This window comes from Pandoraea faecigallinarum (assembly GCF_001029105.3).
GTDB lineage: Bacteria > Pseudomonadota > Gammaproteobacteria > Burkholderiales > Burkholderiaceae > Pandoraea > Pandoraea faecigallinarum.
Genome location: NZ_CP011807.3, coordinates 976,340 through 997,439 on the forward strand (window position 1 = coordinate 976,340; position 21,100 = coordinate 997,439).

Below are 21,100 nucleotides of genomic sequence, written 5' to 3' on the forward strand. Positions count from 1 at the left end.
ATAGTACCCGTTCCGCTTGGGCGATAGATGCCAAGTTGGGCAATAGAGCGGGCTTCGCAGAGTTCACTTCAGCGGCATCACTTTCCCGGCTTTACGGCGATACACGCGACGCTTGGTCCGGCTATCCGTGTGCGATAGCAGCGCTTGGGCATGCTCCAACGTCTCTGCGTCACTTGCTGCTTTGGCACGCAAGTCGTGCTCTGAGAATCGCTCGGAGACATCCGTCTCCTCCAAAACTCTGTTCATGAAATCGCGCCAAAGCGAGTCCTATCCTCCCGCGCGTCCGGTCCGTTCGTTGATGTACGGCACTGCCCGGCGATTGCAAAATAGATGCGCTGGGTTCTGAGCGGATCTGGCGTCGATGGCTTCCTTCACCGCAACGACGTAATTCGTCGGTCCATTGATAGAGCGTTCGTTTCCCTGTCTTCTTTGCCGTCTTGTTTCGCTCGATCAGAATTCCATCGTCGGTAAAGTGCCTCTCCGGTTGAAGGCGCAGCAAGTCATCGCGCGCCATGCCGGTCATGCCCTTAAGTCGAATGTAGGCCTGCACCATTTCCACGCCGCCACGTGGCCGCTTGGGCTTGATCGAAATACAGGCATCAACCTCCCGGTCCTCCACATATTGGGTCCGTGCGTCTTCACCCTTAAGACGGACTTCGAATTTGAACGGGTGCCAATCTAGGTATCCCCATTCAACCGCTTTGGTAACCCGGACGTACGTCGGTCAACGTCCCCCCGCACACACTCAAGGTTCGTTGCCAGCTCACAACATTTTCGACGCGGACGCTATTCCGCCGAGGGCCGGTCACAGCCCTGCCATTCGAGGTTCAACCGTACACGCCTTCTGGCCCCTCCGATTTCTCCAACGCCTGTTTCACAATCCTCTGCGATTTTTGCGAAAACCAACGCGATATCGAATGGGCTAGTCTTCGAGCCATCCTCAGATTCCGAATTTAACGTTCAGTTTCAGAACTGAGGCGAGGGGGCCCTCAGTTTCAGGTCGGCGCGGCGACGCTAAATAGCCCGTATTTGCAGTGAACTCCAAAGGTATCTGCACCCGGGGCCCACTCGCCTGAGTTCTGATACCCCCTCGATTGAGTGGAAACAGAACCCACCTTAAATTTGCTTCCCAACACGGAGTTCTCTAATGAAGAAGTCGCTTCTCGCTCTAGCATCACTTTGTGCATTTGCTGGTGTAGCGCATGCGCAAAGCAATGTCACCCTGTATGGCATCGTTGACGCCGGCCTCACGTACGTCAGCAACGCAGGGGGCAGCAAAAACTTCAAACTCGGTAGCGGCAACCTGCAGGGTAGCCGCTGGGGCCTGAGAGGTGCCGAAGATCTGGGCGGTGGACTGAAAGCCATATTCGTGCTTGAAAATGGTTTCTCGTTGAATAACGGCACGCTGGGTCAAGGTGGTCGCATGTTCGGCCGTCAAGCCTACATCGGTCTGAGCAGCGCAACGGCGGGTACGGTCACGATCGGTCGTCAGTACGACTCCGTCGTTGACTTTGTGGGACCCCTTGCCTCAGGCAGTCAATGGGCGACGTTCTCGGGTGCGCACGTTCTCGATAACGACAACCTTAACAATTCGTTCCGGATCAACAACTCGATCAAGTACACCACCGCCAACTACAACGGCTTCAGTGCCAGTGCTTTGTACGGCTTCTCGAACCAGGCTAACACCGGTGGCGGTACCGGTTTTGCCAATAATCGCGCATGGTCGGTTGGTGCGGGCTACTCAAATGGTCCGTTGACCTTGGGTGCGGGGTATTTGTACTTGGGGGCGCCCAACGCACTGAATAATTCTGGTGGCAACGGCACGGTGCCGGGTATTGGCGGTGGGGCGGTGTCGGGCGATTTCAATAGTGTTGCCGGAGGAGTGAACATTGATCGGGTCCAAATTTACGCGTTGGGCGGATCGTACGCAATTGGTCCGGCAACGCTCGGAGCCGTATATTCCCACAGCAAGTACGATTACGACGGTGCGTCTGCAAAGTTTGACAATATCGAATTGAACGGTAAGTACATGCTGACGCCTGCCATGCAACTGGGTGCCGCGTACACATACACTCGCTTGAATGATGAGCAAGACGGTAAGGTCAGCTACCATCAGATCGCGCTTGGTGCCAACTATTGGCTTTCGAAACGCACGGACGCGTATCTGGTCGGACTTTGGCAGCATGTGAGTGGCGACACGTTCGCGGCGTCGTTGAACGGTCAAACTCCATCGCTCACTGGCAATCAATTGGCGGTTACCGCTGGGATCCGCCACAAATTCTAAACGGAACATCATGTTAGGGCCGCGACAAGGCCCTTTAGCCCATCCCCCATGCGGGCTTACTGTTGCCAGTCGTCGCACATTGGGCCTTGCTGCGCGACCAGGGTGCCAAGCTGGGCCTACTTGCTGGCTGCCCACCGCCCCGAGACGATACGCAGCTCTTGTCTGTCGAGCAGCGTAATCACGCATGTTTCGGCAGTCCTGGTCGGGTAATGGGCCCGCTTCGTGCGGGTTTTTTTCGCCATTTCTGAATAATCACGAAAAATTGGGGGATTCTCGTGTGAGACGGGAATCAAATGCCCCAAGGCACGATGCCTTTCCTCCGAGGCGTTCTCGTTGCGAGCATGGGGGCGCTCAATGCCGCCATTCGGACATATGGCCGGATGGCTCTCTTTTTATCGTCCTGACGACTGCTCCCTTCTTTCTCAAAATGCGTGCCTTCGCGCAACGCCATCCGTCTGCGTTGATTGTGCGGCTCGACTCCTGCTCCTCGCAACGTCGGCCACGTTGGTTGACCCTTCCTCATTTCCGCGAACCGACACGGTTATCGCACGTGCGACAATTGACCGCGGTGCGACCAAGAATTCCGAGCAACTTGTTGGGCTGCTGTTGCGCGATAAGCATCTTCCCGAAGTTCTTCTTAACGCGCTTGCACTATCTCCGACCAAGCAGAATTCTTCACCGCAATCTCCGCCGGAGTTTCATTTGGAGAATCATGACAAAAACGGCGCAGAGGTCATCGAACCCAAATTCAGAAACTGAAAGGCATGCAGCTGGATAGGCAGCGCGCCGAAGAGCAAGTTGGGGACCGAACGCCTGCGTCAGGCGGCCTATGGCTCAAGATCGACGAGACAAGAAGGTAGTGCAGTTGCCGTGGCAGCAGGTACAAGGAGCGCGGCGATTATCTCCGCAATTATTGGGGCGGACCGTGTTGGATTATGAGTATTGCCATTGTCTCGCCGGGACGGATGTGTGTGGGCTACGACTGAAGGTCGTCCGGGGATGGAGGGACACATCCGGATGGCTTTGGGGGGATTTCCAGTGAAGGGACAACACCGGAGAATTCGTGGTGACTCCGCGCCTTCGGCATTCGGCAAGGTCGGACATGGAGAAACCCGTTCGAAAATCTACCGGATTTTGATCGACGAAGAATCGATTTCCCGACGCGGCGTGAAATCCAGTGTGGTCGACGGTCATGCCGTTCGTCGTTGTAAAACCCGGTGAGGGAAGAGCTTGGACGCCATTCCGGTGAATTTCAAGCCGTGACCGACTTTTCCGCTTGAGGCGCGGGCATCCCGGCGTGAACCGGCGGTACGTGGGTAGGCGGTACGTGGGTATACCGGCATCTCTTCGAGTTGCACCAAAGGCACAATTTTTCTTCCTGACAGTATCCGCTAGATGGCGAGAGGGAGGTCGAGGCGGTAAAGATGCGGGCTAATACGAACATCGTGCTGCACCATTGCTATCCTATACTGGGCCGCTGCATGAGGGGGGTAGGCGGGAGGGAGCATGCCGATTGCGAAGATTCATGAGTTTCACAGCAACGATCCAGATCAGGTATCCGAATTTATCGGACGAATCTATGCCGACAATGAATTTCGACCCCAGCGAGCGGTCCGACGCGATGTCGTAATGGGCGGAGTGGAATGGCGGGGCATCGGCGTGTATGACGTCGACTACAGGATGCCATTCCGCTTTCGCTCGGAAGTGAGTCGACCTAACTATCTGTTTCTGAGAGCCGGTTTACGATCTCCTGAGCAGCAGTGCCAAAAAGGCGAGATGGACAAACTGCAAGCTGGTGTTGAGCAAACGCTCACAGTTCTTCCATAAGCGCCGGTTCTTCTCCAGCCAGGCGAAACTGCGCTCGACGACCCAACGCTGCGGCAGGACCTTGAAAGTATGCAGTTCGCTGCGTTTGGCGATCTGCACCGTGACCCGCTCGCCCAAGATCTCGCGCACGCCCTGCGCGAAGGGTTCGCCCACGTAACCGCCATCGACCAGCACACTTTGCACCTGTCCCAAGCGAGGCTTGCCGTGCTCGAACGCCAGCAACGCTCCTTTGCGATCGGTCACCTCGGCAGTGGTTACCGCCACGGCGTGCGGCAAGCCCTGCGTGTCTACGGCAATATGACGCTTGATGCCCGACACCTTCTTGCCCGCGTCATAACCCTTATGCGCTGCCGTGTCAGTGTTCTTCACGCTCTGCGCGTCCACGATCAAGAACGTCGTGCTGGCGCTGCGTCCCTGTCTTGTGCGCGCCGCGCCAACCTGATTTTTTGAGTGCCTGCTCCAGCACGCTCACGCCGTGCTGGTCAGGCTGACTCCATTTGCTGAAATACGCGTAGACGGTTTGCCACTTGGGAAACTCGCTGGGCAAGAAGCGCCATTGGCAACCTGTACGCAACAGATACAGCACCGCGCAAAACACCTCGTACAAGTCCACCGTCGTGGGCTTCGTGCGCCGGCGCACGCTGCGCAACAGCGGCTCGATCTCCGAGAACTTCTCTCGGCTTATGTCACTCGCGTATTTCTTTCTCGTCATCCTCGAATTATCAGGGATGACCAGAAGATCGCAAACACGTTCTGACGTGCAGGCGGGGTGGGGCGACCTATGCGGCCCGGAAAGGGTCCGAAGTACAGTGCGCGCTTGGCGATGTGATGCCGATTTCGAATGCGGGCGTCTCCGATTGCGTAACCCAACCGGAGGGGTTTGGGCACCTCTCGGTCATTCTTGAGGCTGCTGCGTTAAGCGAATTCGTGACGTGTTGGCTCGGACGCCCTGTTGTTACTCCGGTTATTTTTGCCATGAAGCCGTTAAATCCGGCGACCGCGACGCAATGGAATGTTGCTGCGGAATGTCTTCGACAAATGATCTCGATGTCCCCCGTTCCCGAGTTTGCAATCAGGTCAATGTATGAGCATATGATTCGGCTTGTCGCGACCGGGCATGAGAGTAACTACAGTGCTTTAATTGCGGACAGTCGGTGCGCTACTGAGGCTCAAGCGCGTAAGGCAATAGCGTTGATCGAGCACGATCCCATGCAATGGCAGACTTCGACCATTCTGGGGTATGCCATGGGATGCGCATCGAGCGCGCTCGAGAACGCCATTCTCAGGTTGACGGGAAAGTCCTTCCAGACGTTATCGCTGGATGCTCGCATGAGGTGGGTGAGGCGCGCGCTTGCTTCTGGCGATACTGACAGCTATGTCGGTACGTTACGCGCATATGGATTTCGTCCCTCCTCACGGTTCGTGTCGGAATATTGCAGACGCTTCGGCGAATATCCAAGTGCAACCTATCGACGAAATCCGCATTCCACCGGTGCTTACGACGGCGGGGAAGCGGCTTTTTTCGATCCTCTGTCTGTGTCTGCGCTAGATGAGTTCATTGCGCAGCGATTGACAGAGGCAATTAGCTTGAAAGACGTTGCTCAGCATGTCGGGCTAAGTGAATTCGAAACGATCGCTACGTTCAAGGAACGATTCTCCCGAACACCAATGCAATATGTGAGCGAACGTAAGCTTGAGAAGGCGCGATGGATGCTCCGCCATACTTCCGAGAGCCTTGCGTCAATTGCGATTGAATGTGGTTTCGGTAGTCAGAGTTATCTGACTACGCAAATCAAGAGATACTACGGTGTGACGCCTCGCCAATTGCGCCTTTCGGCCGGATCTCACGCGGCGTAGGCATTGGCGCCCATTCTGCGTGAGCGGGCGCGTCAACGGCGAGTCGGCGGGTCTATCGATTCTCCCGATGCAGCTGGGTAATTAATTCGCCAACTGACATTGCTCGGGCATAGTGCCAGCCCTGAGCATAGGTTATGCCCTTTGAGCGAAGATAGTGAGCCTGTTCCTCCGTCTCAACGCCTTCTGCGACGATAAGCAAGTCGAGTGTTTGCGCCATCGCGGCGATGTGGGTGACAAGAAGATCGGCGGCCGCCTCTCGGTTGGCTTTCCCAACGAACGACTTGTCGACCTTCAGGCCATCGATCTTGAAGTGATTCAGGTAGCTCAGGTTCGAATATCCAGTGCCGAAGTCATCGATTAGCACGGCGTAGCCGGCATCGCGGAGGGCATCTATTGCCGATCTTGCCCGTGCTTTACTCATAAGGCGCCGCTCCGTGGCCTCGACCTTGACTTGGTCTCGAGAAATGGCGTGCTTCGCGCAGCACTCATTTAGCATTTTCAAAAATCGCTGCGTTTGCAATTCCTCCACGCTCACATTGATGGATACGTACAACGAGCGCGATGTCCTTAATAGCGGCGCGAGCTCATCGAGCGCCGTGCGCATGACAAGTTCTGTCAGTGGTTGAATCAGGTTGTGTTGTTCTGCAATAGGAACGAACACAGCGGGTGAGACGGTTTCGTGTTCGCGATACCAACGAACGAGCGCCTCGATGCCGACGGTCTTGCGTGTCGACATGTCGACGATTGGTTGGTAGTGAACGTCGAGTCGATTGCGTCGGATCGCGGTGCGCAGCGCGAAGGGAAGGGATTGGTGTCGTCGAAACATTCGGCGTGCAACCCACGCCGCGGTGCCGCCCGCAGAAGCGCCGGCGCATCCCCAAAGCAACAGCAGATCGATGCCCTCGATCAGGAGACCCGGCGTCTGGGATCGAACAACAATGGAGAGCGGGTATGCCGTCGAGTGAGTAACCAGGTTGCGCCACGCCCGTGGCGTCGGCGGGCCATCACTCGGTGATCTCGAACGAAACGGGGAGGGCATTCGGCGGGTGTCCGCGCGAGGTGTTATAGCCAACAGGCGTTGAGTGTCTGAGTCGAATACGGCAATCTCACGGCCTCGGAGGTCGACGAGGTCCACATACATTGCTGGATCAACCGCTACGAAACGTCCGCGATGATCAAATAGCGCTGCCTTGTTCGGGATGTCCTTGCTCTGGTGCCAAAAGATCCAGGTGTATGGACCGGAGGTCGCCTTGCTGTGGGAGAAATGAACTTTGTCGGCCTGCGTGACGCCTTGTCTCGACGTGCATAGGTACCTCCCATTGCCCAAGGCGCCAACGTCACTCACATACCGATAAGTCATGGCAATGCGACGGATTGCTTCCAGGAAAGTGCCTGAACACGGATCACCAGGAATCGCTTCCACGTCTCGCATAGCGTTCAGAACCTGGCCATGCACCATGTCCGCTTGTCGTACTGCCCGTGCGGCGAACTCGGCAAGACTTCGTTCGTCTCTGGCCTGATTCATCTCACTTGCCACAAAAATGCCCGCGAGTACCGGGATCGCGCCAACGGTTAGGAGGACGATCGCCTGTGTCCAAGTGCCGATGGTTCGGTCCAAACTGAAGATGCTTGATAGTTGCTGATTCATCGGCTGGACGGTCGTTGCGCGAAACAGAAGAAATGCCGGTGGCCCTGTTGGTTCCGCAGTTCCGGATGTGTCCACATAGCAGACATGGCGCCCCGTCGACTGAATCCTCGCACAAACCGTCGCGTCTTGGAGCGATATCACGGAATTGTCCCAGCAACGCGAAACGGGCGAGAGGGATATTCATGTGAAATGACTCCCCAGAAATAGGCAGCTAAGTTGCTGTACATGCAGGAGGCAGGGTGACATTGGTCCCCCTCAAGCTCCTCACTGACCTGCGGGGGAAGCATATGTCATGTCCAGATTGTTCTGAGATGTACCGAACCTCGCCGACGGACGTCGGAGAAATTGGGTTGACCGAGGTGATTGCCGCAACGCGGGCGCGCTTTTGGTTAGTTATAGCGGCATCTGCGGTGGTGCTCACGATTGGGGTCGTCTTCCTGGATAGGTACGTTTACCAATACAAGACTGAAGCATTTCTGGATCTGCGTCGAGACCTACTGGTATACAACACTCAGCGATATGCTTTCTATGACAAGAAGCAACTCGCGCTGTATCTCGAATCTCAGCCAGGGCCCGACTCTGAAAAGGAGCGCCTGTTGAACGAGATATCGGAGAACCTTATTCGCCGAAACGTGAAGCCGTTGTTAAATAGCTCGCAAAAGGGGGGCGATGGTTCTGTGGTTGTGGGCCTGGAATTACACTCGCAGAGCCGTGACTCGGCCGAGAGCGCGGTTGGTCGGCTTAGACTGCTGGCGGGGTACATCATAGACACCCAGTTGATGCAATCCATGCGCAATACGCTGCGCGACGGCTACTTGGCGTCGATGGCGCGGAGCCGGCAACTCGATACGCAGATCATCGACAAGTCCACGCGCCTGCGGGACATGGAACTATCGCTCAAAGAGATGAGCGGGATTGCGGCCCGCACTCCTCCCTCGCGGGAATTGAGTGAGCAACGGTTGATATCCAACGTAGGAGAAGCTGGCCGGTATCTACCTCCGAGAGTGCAGGTCATCGGCATTGAATCTTCGATGTCTAGCCTGCGTGGAGAATTGCGAGAGCTAACAGTAGAACGGGAGCGCAATGGCATTCGGCTGGGCTTCTATCGCAAGCTGTATGAAGTTCTGCCCGAATTTCGTTCGGGCGCGCAGATGTTTGAGTTCTTCAGTACGTTCGTTCACGACTATTTCGCCAAATCCGGCGAATCCGAAAATGTTCAAGCGGTTCGTAACGAACTGATGGCTGCTGTCGTGGACCATTTGCGCGCGCAACGTCTGGACCGCCTCTATTTCACTGCGGGACCGTCGGTTCCAATATCGCGTTCTGGCCCGATCCCGCTTTTCGGCGCCATCGTTCTGCTCGCCTCGCTCAGTGTCGCTTTCGGCATTGTGCTTGCCCTCCTCGTGAACGCCGTAAGCGTCCGTTGGAAGGGGGCACGAGCGATCAACTCGTCAACTCGGCCGAGTATGCCGGACCGTCTGAGCGTTGCGAGCGGTCCTGTCGAATGATGTTCTTGAATTCATGTGGTTTTGCGCAGCATTGACTCTGCAGGTGAAAGGGTGCACGGATGGGCCGCAAGTTTGTTTCGTTTGGAGTGCCGTATCGCGCCCGGACTGATACACATCGATGGCGCTCGCACGCCATGTTGGTAGTTATGTCGCTGGCATTCGCGGCGTTGGTTGGCCGGGCATTCTGGATTCAGGTAGCCAATTCGGATTTTTATATTGCGCAGGGGCGGGCGCGTTATCAGCGGCGCGAGTCTCTGCGTGTGCCCAGGGCAAAGATCGTCGACCGCAATGGAAACATACTCGCGATTGGCGAGCCGATTTACGACCTTTGGGTCGACCCGAATCGCTTTGCCGGAGCCTCTACTGCGCAGCTCGAAATCGTATCGTCAGCGTTGGACGTTCCGGTGGAACGGCTCAAGCGTTACAGGCTTGCGAGCAGTCGGTTCATCTATCTGAAGCGCTTGGTCGACGTCGACACGGCTGAGCTTCTACTGGCAAAGGAGATCCCGGGCCTCTACGGTGTGCGTGGCGAGAAGCGGTACTTCCCGGAAGGGGCCTTAGCCGCGCAAATTATCGGACTTGCCGGCCGTGCGGGGCAGGGCGTGGAAGGTATAGAACTCGCTGCCAACAAATGGCTGAAGGGATCTGTTGAGCGCCGGGTCGTTGTTGTTGACCGGCTCGGGAGGGTTGTCGAGGATCCCGAGTACGCCGGAATCCCCGAGCCGTCCGCGAACGTCGTGCTTTCCATCGATCGGAATATCCAGCGCATGGCTTTTGATGCGCTCAAACAAGGCATCGAGCGCTCGGAAGCCAAGGCGGGCTGTGCGATCGTGGTGGACGTCGTGTCAGGTGAGATATTGGCTCTGGTCAACATGCCGACATTCGACCCGAACGATGGTGCAGGTAAGCAAATGACGCCAACCAGAAATCGGGCACTCACCGACGCTTTCGAGCCTGGCTCGACCATTAAGCCGATTGTCGTGGCGCTCGCCCTTGAAAAGGGGGTGATCAGTGAAAGGACGAGGTTCGATACCGCACCGGGAACACTAAGATTCCACGGCAAAGTTGTGCATGACACATCGAATCACGGATGTATCGACACCACAGAGATCATCTCCAAATCGAGCAATGTTGGAATGGTCAAGATATCGGAGCTGTTGTCTGCGACAGAGATGTGGCGGAATTTCAGAGCATTCGGACTTGGTGGCCTGCCCCTCTCCGGATTTCCGGGGGTCACTGCCGGAGTACTGCACCCGCCAACGCGGTGGCGTCCGATAGAAAAGGGAACGATGGCGTATGGGTATGGACTCTCCGTTTCGATCGCCCAACTGGCAAGGGCATATCAGGTGCTCGCCAATGACGGGGTCATCATGCCGCTCTCGCTCTACCATTCAGAGGGCGGGCATCTTCCAGGGACTCGCGTCATTTCCTCCGCGACCGCCAGGTCGGTTCGTTGGATGCTGGAAAAGACGGTTGAACCCGGTGGGACTGCAACGATGGCGAGCGTGCCTAGCTATCGGGTCGGCGCCAAGACGGGCACCGCCAGGAAGAACGATGGCAATGGATACCGCAGCGGACAATACCTCGGTATCATGGCTGGCATCGCGCCCATGTCAAATCCTCGCATCGTTGTCGCTGTGATGATCGACACTCCCACAAGGGGGACGTTCTATGGCGGACCGGTAGCCGGGCCTATCTTTGCCCGCATTCTAAAGGGAGTGCTTCCCTATTTGGGCGTCGTGCCCGACAAGGCGTTGATTGCCGTCGGGCGGTGATCAAAAGGGAGCGCTGTTATCTCACACAGGCCGCCAGAATGATCAAGAAAAATTATGATAAACGTTGGAGTGCTAGCAAATAACCATGTAGTAATGACGGCGGTGCGCGGAGTGCTTGCGTCGTCCGCTGATGTCAATGTAATGTACTTGCACGATCTCGCTTTCGCGGGAGCGGCGATAAAGCACAGCGATGACGTCGATGTGTTGCTTTGTGAACCTGTTTCTCTCCGCGTCTTGAACAAGGTGCGTGCGAAATTTCACCGCGCGGGTAGTAAAAATATTATGCGAGTATTGTTTCTGGGCATGCCGCCGGCGGAACGTACGCTGAGAAAACTCATTCAGAGCGGGGTGTTCGGCTTCGTGGGAATTACCGCCGCCGACTTCGTCGCTATGCCGGAGGCAATTCGGGCGGTCGCGTCGGGCGAATTCTATTTTCCATCAACGGCGCGCATTGGTGATTGCTCGATCGGTGGATGCCAGTGAGCCGGACGTCGGAGCAACTTTGATGTGAGGAATGAATGGAGAAAATCCGTGTAGGTGTCGCGGACGATCACGAGGTAATTCTGGTCGGGGTGGAAAGTGCATTGGGTCAATGCGCTGACATTGACTTGTGCTTTAGCGTGAGCACTATCTCCGATCTGCTGGAAAAGCTGGCATCGGAGACGATCGACGTCTTATTGTGCGACTACGAGTTTGCCGGCGATCCTCATGCCGACGGAATATCCCTGCTAAGGCGCATCATTCGCATTGCACCTCAAACGAAAGTGGTTTTTTTGAGCATGCACACGGCGCCGCATATTCTTGCGGAAGCCATGAGTGCCGGGGCTGCTGGTTATATCGGGAAAAGCAGACAGGACTTTGTAGACCTATGTCATGCGGTGAGAAGCGCTAATCGACAAGCCGGATTTCTTCCCGAATCGTTGGCGAGCCAGTTGCTGGCCACGGTGTATTCGGGCGGAAGGAAGGGGAGTGGACTCGCGTCGCTATCGGTGAAAGAGGCGGCCGTCGTGCGCATGATCTGCAGTGGTCTATCGATCACTGAGGTCGCTCAGCGTTTGAATCGAAGTCCCAAGACCATCAGCAATCAAAAGAATGCTGCCATGCAAAAGCTTGGGGCCAAGAATGACGTTGAGCTGGCGAATATCGTGAGAGATTTGTACCGGTGAAGCGTTGGGGTCGGTTGCAGCCACCAACGAGATGGAACCTCAGATGCCAAAGTCACCGCTGCGCAAAGTCCTGCGTTACAACAAATCGGTTCTGCTCACATGTCTCGGCATTCTTTCATTCGTCATTCTGGCGGCGAGTGTACTTATCGCACTTCGCGGCGTTCGGGACGCGGAAGAAGACAGAATCGCTGAATTTGTCGAAAGACGCGAGCGCCTGGAATTGGTGGCGGACCAAGTGTCATCGCGTCTGATGCAATTGGTCGACCTCTACGAAGGTCTTTGGACGTTCCACGAGGGAGAGTCTGTACCGTCCGAGAGGTATCGTCGGGCATTGTTGCTCCAACAAGGTGTTGTGCAAAGCGCTGACGATCTGACTGCGGTGCCATTCACCATCGTAAGTAATCTGGTCGGAACCGCAGATTCAGACCGATTATCTCTCTATCTAAGATTGGTGCGAGCCGTTTCCGCTGCGCCGTCGATAGACGCACAACGGCTTGCGGGGATCCGGTTGACGGCCGTATTGTACGCGCCCGATGGCGCATTTGCCGCAGCCAGTCCATCCTATTCCGACGCAGCGTTACGAGCAATGCGGTTGTGCAAACCGCGCGACGTAGTCGCGCGGCTCATCGACGGCGTGGAGGCGGCCTACGCCGGGGCCAAGGCGGGGAAACGACCGCTTTGGATCGCTGCGCCCGGCAACGACGCGGGGGCCACGGCGATGATCGTCATCCCCATCATCAAGGACGGAGAACGCGTTGCCATGCTCGCCGTCAATGTGCCGAGCGTGCAGTTTGTCCAGTATTTTCGCAACCTTGAAAATTTGCCTGGCTTCCATGTGCTGTCCGAAAACGGATATCCGTTGCACTACGGTGTCGAGACAGACGAGGAGCGGCGAGTGTTCGGCGTGGTGAGTGCTGAAAGGCAGCGAATCGTCAATCATGACTCGAAAATCCTGACGTTCTGGCGAGCTGGCACCCTTGTCATCTCTCAGCGTGTGAAAGGGCCGGAATGGATCGCAGTATATGCAATCCCGTTGAGCGCCTTTTTGGCAGGCATATCCCCCTTGTACTGGGCCTCTGTAGCATTAACGCTCCTTGCATTGTCCTTGTTATGGCTCTTGTACTTCTTCTATCGCCGATGGGTTGCCGCGCCGATGGAGAGTGAAGTCGCACGGGCTTCCGAGCTCGAAGCATTTCGACGTAGCGTACTGCAGACCTTGCCTGTCGGCGTCGTCGTTTTTTCCATGGGGTCCCGTCGTGTGCTGTACGTCAACACGCTCGCGTGCGAGTTGCTCGGTACCGCATCGCTCACGCGCATCAAGCAGTTTTGCGACGATGTGTTGGCCCAAAGTGGATATTGCGGGGAGGTTGAAGCCAAGGCATTGATGGAGTGTTCGTGGGCGCAAGACGGAAGCGAGGAGGTGGCGCTGGGGGTCTCGATCGGAGCATCCAGGTTCGACGGAAACGATGTGGTGCTGATTGGCATGCTCGATTTGTCGGACAGAAAGGAAAAGGAGGCACTGCTGCAAGCAGCAAAGTTGGCAGCGGAGGCTGAAAATCGAGCGAAATCACTTTTCGTTGCGGCGATAAGTCACGAGATTCGGACGCCTTTGCACGGTGCGATGGGCAATCTGGAGCTACTAGCGGCACAGGACATCCCACCGGAACATCTTCAACGTGTTGCGGTAATTCGCAGCGCCTTTGATGGTCTGTTGACATTGGTTAACGACATTCTTGACGCGACGAAGATCGAATCGGGGGCGATGCGTATTTGTGCGCGGGAGGCCGTCGTCAGCCAGTCCGTCACACGAGCTATCCAGAACTTTGCACCGGCGATTCTTGCGAGGGGGTTGACGTTGTCCTACGCGGCAGATGAGGCGCTCGATCACCCCTTGAGCGTCGACGATCTGCGCCTCGGGCAGATCTTGCAGAATCTCCTGAGCAATGCGGTGAAGTTCACAACAAGAGGAGGTATTTCGGTTCGTTCCCGTTGGGAGACGGCACAGGGGAACGGGGGAACGCTTGTTATCGACGTCCAGGATACCGGCATAGGCATCTCTTCAGACGTACAACGCCGATTATTTCAGGCACTCGACCAAGGCGATGATGGCATTGAGCGGAGGTTCGGAGGTACAGGGCTAGGCTTGTATCTATGCAGGCAACTCGCGTCGCTGATGGGGGGCACGGTCGATGTCGACAGTGATCTCGGTACGGGGGCCCGATTCCGTTTGCGTATTCCTGCGACGAAGGTGGATGCCGCCCTCGATGCCTGGCCGTCACTGGCTGGAATGAAAGTTGCCATTCGACGTACCGGGGCGGCGGCGAACGCTGCACTCGTCACCTGGATGGAAGCGATTGGCGTGACGGTCTGTGAGGAAGGCGCGGCTCACGTTGACTTGACCATCGCGTTGTTCGACGTTTGTGATCGCGACGCCCGGTTGCTAGACGCGTCGCAAAGCAACAACACGGCTTGCTTACTAAGGTTAACCCCGGACGGCCCGTTGTTGCCGACGCACGACGATGTGTCAATGCATTTGACATCGCTTGATTGGCTTGCGTTACGTAGATTTCTGCATGAGCATCACAGCGGATTACGCCATTCCGAAGCCACAGAAGCGTTGGCGATCGAAGCGGTGGAGGGCGGAGCGGTTATCGTTGCCGATGATGATGAGGTCAGTCGCACTCTGCTGTGCGAGCAACTCCGAATGCTGGGTGTTTCGGACGTGCGGGCCTATGGCGACGGTGAACGTGCCGTTGCCGCACATCGGAGTCGTCCGGCGGACCTGCTTTTTGTCGACCTGAATATGCCGAAGCTTGACGGACGAGGGGTGGTCCGGCGTTTGAGGGCGATGAAAGACGGGGTAAAAGTGGTCGTGGTCACCGCGGGTGGCGATGCGGAAATTGATGGATTCCCCAGCTATTTCGACGACTCTCTGCAGAAACCGGTGACATTGTCACAGGTATCACGAGCGCTCGTTCGACATCTCGTCCCCGATGCCGGCGACGCCCCCGCAACTCGGCATGCTAAGAAGGGTTTGCCCGACGCGACAATCGCCGATCCCATCTTGTTGCGTATGCAACGGGCATTTGTCAATTCGTGGAGCGAGGACCGCCCACATTTGACGATTTCTGTTGAGCGTAAGGACGTTACGACGCTGCGACGCCTGTTGCATCGAGTAGGGGGGGCTCTGAGCGCGCTTGGCGAAGATGCAATGGTGAGTGAGGTGAATATGTTGCAGGTTCGCGCTTCCAAAGGTTGGAGTCCCGACATGGCGTCGAGCGTGACGGCGCTGTTGGCTCGTCTTGATGGCCTTGTGCGAACTTATGCCACTGAAAACGTGGCAAGCAACGATACCACGCGCTAAGACGGTACTTGCGCCGCTCGGGTCCGGTGCCTGTTGCCGTGCTCAGCCTATTCTCGTGCCAGCTTGTCGCGCAGCGCTACGTTGTCGAGTAAGCTCAGTGCGAGCAACTTTCGGAGCTCGTTGTTCTCCTTCTCCAGCGCTTTCAAGCGAAGCTCGATCTCCTGGCGCTTTTCGCCGAACTTGGTGCGCCAATTGTAATAAGTGGCTTCTGAAATACCGTACTTCAGGCAGAGTTCAGCCGTCGTTTGACAGCCCCGGGTCTCGCGCAGGATGTCGATGATTTGTTCATCCGTGTAGCGCTTTTTCATATCGTGTTCCTCGCGGATTTTTGGTCACGAGACTTTGACCTGCGAACAGAATCGAGATTTCCTCGTCCGGTTCCGGGTGCATCTCAAATCCAAAAAAAAGCCCGCATATCCATGCGGGCCCTAAAAACGCTTCGTCGTTGAGAGCGTTTCATGATCAATCTCTGCATTATTTCATTATCGTACTAGCTCGTCCAATCCCTGCTTTCGCGGTTCCGTGGTTTATGTGGAGGTCATTCGAGCGTGCGTTCATGACCGAGCAGCTTTCGACGACGCTTCAGACCATCGGCCACATTTCCGGTTGATTCCAAAAATATCGCGAAATTTCGCGTTCAATTTTAGGCATATCGTGGTCGGGCAGCTAAGTCTCAGGAGAAATCTGAATTGCGTAAACGTGTTTGGACTGAAGCCCGCCTTGCGACGCTCAAGGAGCGTTGGGAAGCCGGAATGTCTGCAACCGACCTCGCCAAACTCTATCCGGAGCACACATGGCGTGCGTTGGAGACGCAGGCGATGAAAGCTGGGGCCATACGCCCCAAACGAACGTCCTTACTTCGGAACCAGATGTTGCGCCACCTCGGGAGCGTCGAGGGCGCGACCATTGTCGAGATCGCCACAAGCGTTGCAGCCTCGACGGACCGGGTCCGTTCGATCATGGCCTCACTGCACCGCGACGAGACCGTGCATATCGCCGGGTATCACCGCGCGGCAGCAATTTATTGTCTCGGGCGCGGGGAAGATATTTCCCGCAAGGCGTGGTCCCAAAAAAACAAAAAGAACGGACTGAGTTCGGTTAAGCGTTCCGAATCGCATATCCGTCGCGTAGTGCATACGGACGGCTTAGTGAAGGTGCTTACGATCGAGCCGAATGGAGACGCCGACAGACCGTCGCGCGACCCTCTGATTTCTGCCTTGTTTGGCAAGCAAGTTCCGCGCTGATTTTTTGGGGGTTCGCCCATTTTTAGGCGGGTTTCCATGTAGGAAACTGGATTGAATATGGTTTGGGCGCCCTCCTATGTGCGGGCGGCCGATGCAGTCTCAATTCGTTTCTCATGGATCTGAAATGTCAATGCCCGGTGTACTCATGATTCACGGTCTAGGAGGTACGATTTCCGATTTCGGTCCGCTTCGCTCGTGCCTGGAAGCGGAGGGGTTTTGCGTGGAGACGGTGACTCTCCCAGGCCATGGAGGAAGTCCGGAAGATCTTCTGGGGATAAGCGTCGCGGACTGGACGGATGCCGTGCGTCTTTCGTACCTGGCGATGAAGCAGCGGCACGACGTAGTTCATATCGTCGGCATGTGTATGGGCGCACTCCTCGCCGTCGAAGTGGTAAAAAGCGAAGGCCACCTATCCGGCGGCCTTGTTATGCTGGCTCCGCCGATGTTCGTCGACGGTTGGTCCTTGCCCTGGTACAAGGTGGTGAGGCATCTTGCCTATCTCATACCCTCGCTAGCCCGTCGCATCAAGGTTCGCGAGTCCGCGCCGTACGGAGTCAAGAACGAGAAAATTCGATCGATCGTGCGTGCGAGACTTAAGCGAGGAGATGCCTTTCACTATAGCTGGATTCCGCTCAAGAGCTTGCGGGAGTTCGACTCACTCCGCGTAAGAGCGCGCAGAAATCTGCACCAAGTGCGATGTAGCACGCTAGTTGTCCATGCGCGTTACGATGAACTGACGAGTCCCCGCTCCGCGGCGCTGCTTATGCGCAAGATCGGCCGGGGGCAGCAAGCATGCGACGTTCGTGTTGTACAGCTGGAAAACAGCTATCACATGATCTGCGTCGATAACGACCGGGATCACGTTGTCAACAGCGTCATCGAGTTCCTTTCGTCAATGTCGTCGGCCAGCAGTTGAGCGGCGATGAAACGACAGGATCTTTTGCTCGATCGCCCGATAGTTCCCGTCGAAGTGATGACCACCATCGGTCCTTACCACTTCTGCGAGCGTGTCGAGCAAAGATGGACACAGGGATTGTGATTCTTCCGCCCCATAGAAGCACTGAACGTTCTTGGTAGGCAACGTCGCTATTTGTTCACGGACATTTTTTGCGAGCGCTTCCTGATGCAATCCGAGCCAGCCGGAGACTCGAATCTGAAAGTCGGCCGAAGGCTCCGGTGCCAGGAGAACGAGTTGATCTACTTTAGCCTTCAGGCGATCCGGGAGGCGATTGTATGCGAATGGAAGCACATTCGCCCCGAACGAATAACCGATCAATGTTATTTTCGGCGTGTGCCACATGTTCGCGTAGTGATCCAGCACTTGTTTGAGCGCCCCCGCAGTCTGGTCGGGAGTCTTCTCAGTCCAGAAATACCGAAGGCTATCCCAACCGACCACTGAAACGCCATCGCTTCTCAGGTGCTCGGAGATTTCTTTGTCGAGATCGCGCCATCCGCCATCGCCGGACATGACGACCGCGAGCCTACCCGATGCCCCTGACGCCGGTAGCTCGATGAGCGGCAGTGTCGAGAAATTAGGCTGCGTAGCCTCATCAGCTCGCTCTGACGCGCGGCGGCGGATGGTGTCAACGAACGCGCGGGTGTCGTCTGGTGGTAACCGGTCCACGAATTCCCGCCGTTCGAGGTTGACACCCGGGGCGGGGGCGTCGCATAGCGCAATAGGCAGTTGCGGCTCTGAACCTGTCGACGACACGACGGCGCCCTTGACCGTGTTCGCTGCAGCCTGATCGCGAATCACCTGAGCGATGCGTCCGCCGATGCCGAAGCCCGCGACGACGGGTGTGTGATAGATCGGTGTTGATAGGTCTCTTTGAAGTTGTTGGCTGACGAACTCGGCATCTCCGGGAAGATACTGGCAGTCGGCTTTTTCCTTGGACAAGTTTGCGAGATAGCGACGGCTATCGATGCCAACCGTCAGGATTCCGCGATCCGCCAGTTCCCTCGCGATGGCCCGATCTCGCTCGGTCCAACCTTCGGCCGATGAAAACAGCAGAGTGACTCCTGCAACGGGGCCATCGACCGACGCGATACGCAGTTTTCCAAATCGCCCTCCGTCGATCTTGCTGGCTGCGGGCATGAGGGACAGGCCGACGGCCAGCAGGCCGGCAGCGACGGGAAACCAGTATCTGAACTTCATGATCGTTTACCTGCGGTGAGGCCTGGAAGTGCAGCAAGTGCCTTGTATAGCCCGAGACGCCCGCTTGCCGCGAGATAGCGAGGCGTCCAGCGCGGCGAGAACTTTTCTTTAAACGAACGCAAGCCACGGAAGTTGTACGCACTGCCGCCATGGCGTGAAATGACGTATCCAATGCGGTTGCATGACGTCGATATCGACGATCGTTTGATCCCTGAGAACGGGGCGACGCCGAGGCTGAAGCGAGAGAATCCCGCAGCTTTCAGTTCGAGTGACAGATGAGTAAAGAGGTATTCCATCGTGCAGGCCGGCGCACTCGGGATGACACGCATGACCCCGGTCGTTGCCTCGCTGCCGTCGCTCGATGTCATGTATGTTGCGAAAGCCAGGGTGTCGCTCCCTCTACTTACGACAATCGCCGAGTGCCTTTTCACGAAGCTCTCGTCAAACGCCGCTATAGAAAAGCACCTCTCGGACGCCTTTCTGTGGTGCAGCCAGGCATTTGACGCTGCCCGCAATGACGGTAGAGCGCTCGATATCTCGCCGGGCGACACCAACCGATAGGTCAACCCTTCTCGTTCCCCTCTCTTCAATGCATATCTGAGATGGGCTCTGCGGGCACCGCTGACAGAGAACGTGTCCAGATCGAGCCACGCTTCCTCTCCGACTTTCATGAGTGCCAAACCCGCGTCTACATACATCTGGATCGACTCGGGGCGTACCTGATAGAACGCAGCGGTACCTGAATGCTCTTTCGCCAGTTCGATAAAGGCGTCAAGCAACGCGGGCCATTCATTGCGCGGGCCGACAGGGTCGTAAAGTGCCACCCAGGTCCTTCCGTACTTGGCATACGCGAGAAACGACGATCTCGACGCGGAGAATAGGAGACTCTTGTCGCCCATGAGCATGAGCCCGGCGTCGCTACGCGGAAATCGATGGGCGATCAGCTGCGCGTCACGAATATCGTCCGCGCTTGGCGTGAGACCTCTGCCCGATGCTGGTCGAAGAAGACGCCACGCAGAGAATGTGAGGAGCAGCAATATGCTCGCCGACCGGGTGTCGGGTGCTTGTAAGCTCACCTGTGCCCGGGATACGTGCGTCAGAAGAAGCAGCCCGAACGGTGCAGATGTCGCAAGCGTGGCGAACGAGCGAAAAGCGAATCGCCTTGTGAGCGATCGGTGCGAGCGACGGAGCACAATCGTCAGGACAACCACTGCCGACGTCGATAGGCCTGGCGCGAGTAGGAGTGCCCACAGCGGAGCTCCGGCTTGGATAGCGGAGAACGAGGCGCATCCCGCGAGCGTCGCGCCCCAGTGGGACAGATCTCTTGCGCCGAGGGTAAGCAAGAAGACGAACGTGGTAAGAGGTGCAACCGCTAGCCACACCAAATCGCCATTAATCAGAATGTCCATCAGACCTTCGACGGCGGGCGACGATGCTAGCGCATCGGAGATGACGGCAATTGCGGCGATCGCGCCGCACACAGGAGTCCCAATACGCGCGAGGACGTACCCGCTTGGTAGAGACAACCGCGAAAAAGAATATGACTTCGACTGCGATCTCAGTAGGTATTGAATAAACCAAGGCATGTTTCGTTTTCGGCTTGTCGCCGTTTTTGAAAACCTGATTCGCAGTTTGTTGCCGGAGGCGTGCCCTTGGGTATGGGGGCTCGCCCATATTGCCGCCGGGGTCCATGCGTTCGGGGTCCAGCCTTTCCGGGGCCAGTCTGATAAGCGAGGTAGGTTTTTTAAAATTTTTTGAAAATTTTGCGGAATATTTTTCTGGGGTTGCCACTTATTGTTGTAGTGCGTAGCCACGTATTTCATAGTCTCTGAAGGGGGCATGTGATTCTGGTGGTGAGCTAACGAGGTGTTTTTATGGGCGCTCGCCCATTCTTGATCGTGTTGGCCTGGGGCATCATCCGCCTCGCTGGTTCGCGAGTGGTGGCTGGCGGAATGGGCGAGGCAAAGGGAAGTGGATGGCGCTCGATGTCGATTCCGGTCACATGCAAATAGGCGAGAAAGCTAGAGCAAGCTTGGCCGCGAAAGCGCAGCGATTCTCAGGGCTGCCAATAGAACAAGAGGCGCGGTCTTATCAAAAAAATCGGGGTAAGGGGTTTATGTGCAAGTGCAGACGAGAAATCAAAGAGTTCAGGCACATCGATTTCGCAGTGGTGATCCTTCTGTGGTTTCGGCGCACATCGAAAAGATGTATGCGCGTAATCAGTTCGTTGTGCATGATGTCGAAAGTCGCAGTCCGACCAGTGTTGTCGGGT

14 protein-coding genes are annotated in these 21,100 nt (G+C 56.5%); 9 read left to right on the forward strand and 5 right to left on the reverse strand.

Translation table 11 applies throughout. From position 1 onward, the window contains the following. Nucleotides 1–1,147: 1,147 nt before the first annotated feature. Nucleotides 1,148–2,284 carry a porin gene (locus tag AB870_RS04445; protein WP_047907100.1) on the forward strand — a complete coding sequence of 379 codons (1,137 nt, stop codon included), beginning with the start codon at nucleotides 1,148–1,150 and terminating at the stop codon, nucleotides 2,282–2,284. Between the two features lie 1,740 nt (nucleotides 2,285–4,024). On the opposite strand, the gene AB870_RS25475 is transcribed toward AB870_RS04445, so the two are convergent. Further along, a protein-coding gene (locus tag AB870_RS25475; RefSeq protein WP_418303967.1) for an IS5 family transposase occupies nucleotides 4,025–4,823 on the reverse strand; the annotation gives its coding sequence in 2 pieces (ribosomal slippage) (nucleotides 4,025–4,553 and nucleotides 4,552–4,823; 801 coding nt in all). A 116-nt stretch (nucleotides 4,824–4,939) separates the two neighbouring features. Here AB870_RS25475 and AB870_RS04460 point away from each other — a divergent pair. Continuing rightward, nucleotides 4,940–5,968, forward strand: coding sequence for a helix-turn-helix domain-containing protein (locus tag AB870_RS04460; RefSeq protein WP_084663320.1), 1,029 nt, complete (start codon nucleotides 4,940–4,942; stop codon nucleotides 5,966–5,968). A gap of 52 nt (nucleotides 5,969–6,020) precedes the next feature. On the opposite strand, the gene AB870_RS04465 is transcribed toward AB870_RS04460, so the two are convergent. Then, nucleotides 6,021–7,616, reverse strand: coding sequence for an EAL domain-containing protein (locus tag AB870_RS04465; protein ID WP_047907101.1), 1,596 nt, complete (start codon nucleotides 7,614–7,616; stop codon nucleotides 6,021–6,023). A 350-nt stretch (nucleotides 7,617–7,966) separates the two neighbouring features. On the opposite strand from AB870_RS04465, the gene AB870_RS04470 reads away from it, so the two are divergent. The 5 genes from AB870_RS04470 (at nucleotide 7,967) to AB870_RS04490 (ending at nucleotide 15,429) form a co-directional block, all read left to right on the forward strand. Next, nucleotides 7,967–9,124, forward strand: a complete 1,158-nt coding sequence (locus AB870_RS04470; protein ID WP_157112229.1) for a hypothetical protein — start codon at nucleotides 7,967–7,969, stop codon at nucleotides 9,122–9,124. A 146-nt stretch (nucleotides 9,125–9,270) separates the two neighbouring features. Beyond that, complete coding sequence (locus AB870_RS04475; protein WP_237170043.1) at nucleotides 9,271–10,899, forward strand: peptidoglycan D,D-transpeptidase FtsI family protein; 1,629 nt, start codon at nucleotides 9,271–9,273, stop codon at nucleotides 10,897–10,899. 69 nt (nucleotides 10,900–10,968) lie between these two features. Continuing rightward, on the forward strand, nucleotides 10,969–11,382 hold the full coding sequence (locus tag AB870_RS04480) for a response regulator transcription factor (RefSeq protein ID WP_167362673.1): 414 nt from the start codon (nucleotides 10,969–10,971) through the stop codon (nucleotides 11,380–11,382). Nucleotides 11,383–11,417: 35 nt separating this feature from the next. Then, complete coding sequence (locus AB870_RS04485) at nucleotides 11,418–12,065, forward strand: response regulator (RefSeq protein ID WP_047907105.1); 648 nt, start codon at nucleotides 11,418–11,420, stop codon at nucleotides 12,063–12,065. Between the two features lie 43 nt (nucleotides 12,066–12,108). Further along, a complete protein-coding gene (locus tag AB870_RS04490; RefSeq protein ID WP_071386833.1) occupies nucleotides 12,109–15,429 on the forward strand; it encodes an ATP-binding protein in 3,321 nt (1,106 codons plus the stop codon). A 47-nt stretch (nucleotides 15,430–15,476) separates the two neighbouring features. Here AB870_RS04490 and AB870_RS04495 read toward each other — a convergent pair whose 3' ends face one another. Beyond that, nucleotides 15,477–15,737, reverse strand: a complete 261-nt coding sequence (locus AB870_RS04495) for a transposase (RefSeq protein WP_047907107.1) — start codon at nucleotides 15,735–15,737, stop codon at nucleotides 15,477–15,479. 381 nt (nucleotides 15,738–16,118) lie between these two features. Between AB870_RS04495 and AB870_RS04500 the strand changes: the two genes are divergently transcribed. Together AB870_RS04500 and AB870_RS04505 are read left to right on the forward strand one after the other, a co-directional pair. Then, entirely contained in the window at nucleotides 16,119–16,673 is a 555-nt protein-coding gene (locus tag AB870_RS04500) for a hypothetical protein (RefSeq protein WP_071386834.1), read from the forward strand. A gap of 145 nt (nucleotides 16,674–16,818) precedes the next feature. Beyond that, nucleotides 16,819–17,589, forward strand: coding sequence for an alpha/beta hydrolase (locus AB870_RS04505; RefSeq protein ID WP_237170044.1), 771 nt, complete (start codon nucleotides 16,819–16,821; stop codon nucleotides 17,587–17,589). Here AB870_RS04505 and AB870_RS04510 read toward each other — a convergent pair. Together AB870_RS04510 and AB870_RS04515 are read right to left on the reverse strand one after the other, a co-directional pair. Next, nucleotides 17,566–18,828 (reverse strand): virulence factor family protein, encoded by a 1,263-nt coding sequence (locus tag AB870_RS04510; RefSeq protein WP_047907110.1) that lies wholly within the window; start codon nucleotides 18,826–18,828, stop codon nucleotides 17,566–17,568. The two genes, AB870_RS04505 and AB870_RS04510, sit on opposite strands and share 24 nt — an antisense overlap. Then, entirely contained in the window at nucleotides 18,825–20,651 is a 1,827-nt protein-coding gene (locus AB870_RS04515) for a phosphatidylglycerol lysyltransferase domain-containing protein (protein ID WP_167362674.1), read from the reverse strand. The genes AB870_RS04510 and AB870_RS04515 overlap by 4 nt, the downstream gene beginning before the upstream one ends. Nucleotides 20,652–21,100: the final 449 nt, after the last annotated feature.